The organism is Micromonospora sp. NPDC052213, from assembly GCF_040679695.1.
GTDB lineage: Bacteria > Actinomycetota > Actinomycetes > Mycobacteriales > Micromonosporaceae > Micromonospora.
Map to the genome: position 1 here is coordinate 1 of NZ_JBFAVI010000384.1, position 1154 is coordinate 1154.

A 1154-nucleotide genomic window follows, 5' to 3' on the forward strand; every position below is an offset into this window, starting at 1 on the left:
AACGCGAGCCGCTTGCGCTGGTAGTCGAAGTCGCCGATGTACTCCTGGTCGCTGCCCAGCCAGAGCCCCTCCGGGGTCACCAGCATCTCGGTTACGCCGTAGCCGCGCGGGTGGCGGCCCGGGTTCCAGGACAGCGGTAGGCCGCTGACCGGGTCGAGGGCGGCGATGCTGGCACGCGGCACCGCGCCCGGTCCGGCCTTGTCCCGGGCGAGCGGGTTGTTCGACCAGCGGAAGTGGCCGCCGACGTAGATGGCCTTCTCGCTGATGCCGACGGAGAGGAAAGTGTCGCCGCCGCTGAAGTTCGTCCAGGTCGGCTTCTGGCCGGCGCCGGTGGCGTCGGTCTCCCAGCGGGCCGCGGAGTCACAGAGCGTGCCGGGGTAGGACGCGCCGGTGGTGACCACCACGAAGTAGCTGTTGTCCGGGGAGAACGCGACGTCACGGACGTACGAGTCGAAGGACTGCCACTTGCAGCGCGGCGTGTAGCGGGCCGTGTTCCAGTCCGCGACGGTGGCGGCGGTGGCACCCAGGTCGATCTTGACGATCTGGTCGTGCAGCACCCCGTCGGCCTTCTTGAAGTTGCCGATGACGACGAGCTGCGTGCCGTCCGGGGAGACGGCGAGCTTCTCCGCGCCGACGCCGGCCTTGGCGCCGCTGACCCCGTCCCAGTTGTGGTTCTCGGTCAGCGTGGTGGTGAGGTAGCTGTCCACGGCGCCGGTGGTGGCGTTGAGCGACGCGAGTCCGCCGCGCGGGTTGGGGTTGCCGGCCGTGGTGAAGATGCCGCCGACCAGCAGCCGGTTGCCGACCAGCGCGATGTCCTTGATGAGCCCGTTGAACGCGGGCGGCGCGAAGCTGGTGACGACCGCCCCGGTGTTGACGTCGAGCAGGGCCACCTTGCGCCGGGTCACGCCGTTGACGGTGTTGAACTTGCCGGCGACGAAGACCGTGTTCGCCGTGGGCCCGCCCGTGACCGCGGTCACCTCGTTGTCGAGCGTGGGCGCGAACGCGGTGTCCACCGCGCCGGTGGCCTTGTCGAACGCGAGCAGGTAGTCGCGGGGGATGTCGACGTCGGAGTTGCGGTTCTGCACACGGGTGAAGGAGCCGCCCGCGTTGATCTTCGTACCGGCGTCGTGGATCGCGTCGACCGAGCCGTCCTG

At 69.8% G+C, this 1154-nt stretch carries 1 pseudogene; it reads right to left on the minus strand.

The window, feature by feature from the left end:
- Positions 1 to 1154, minus strand: a pseudogene (locus AB0L34_RS34155) (hypothetical protein); the annotation flags it as partial.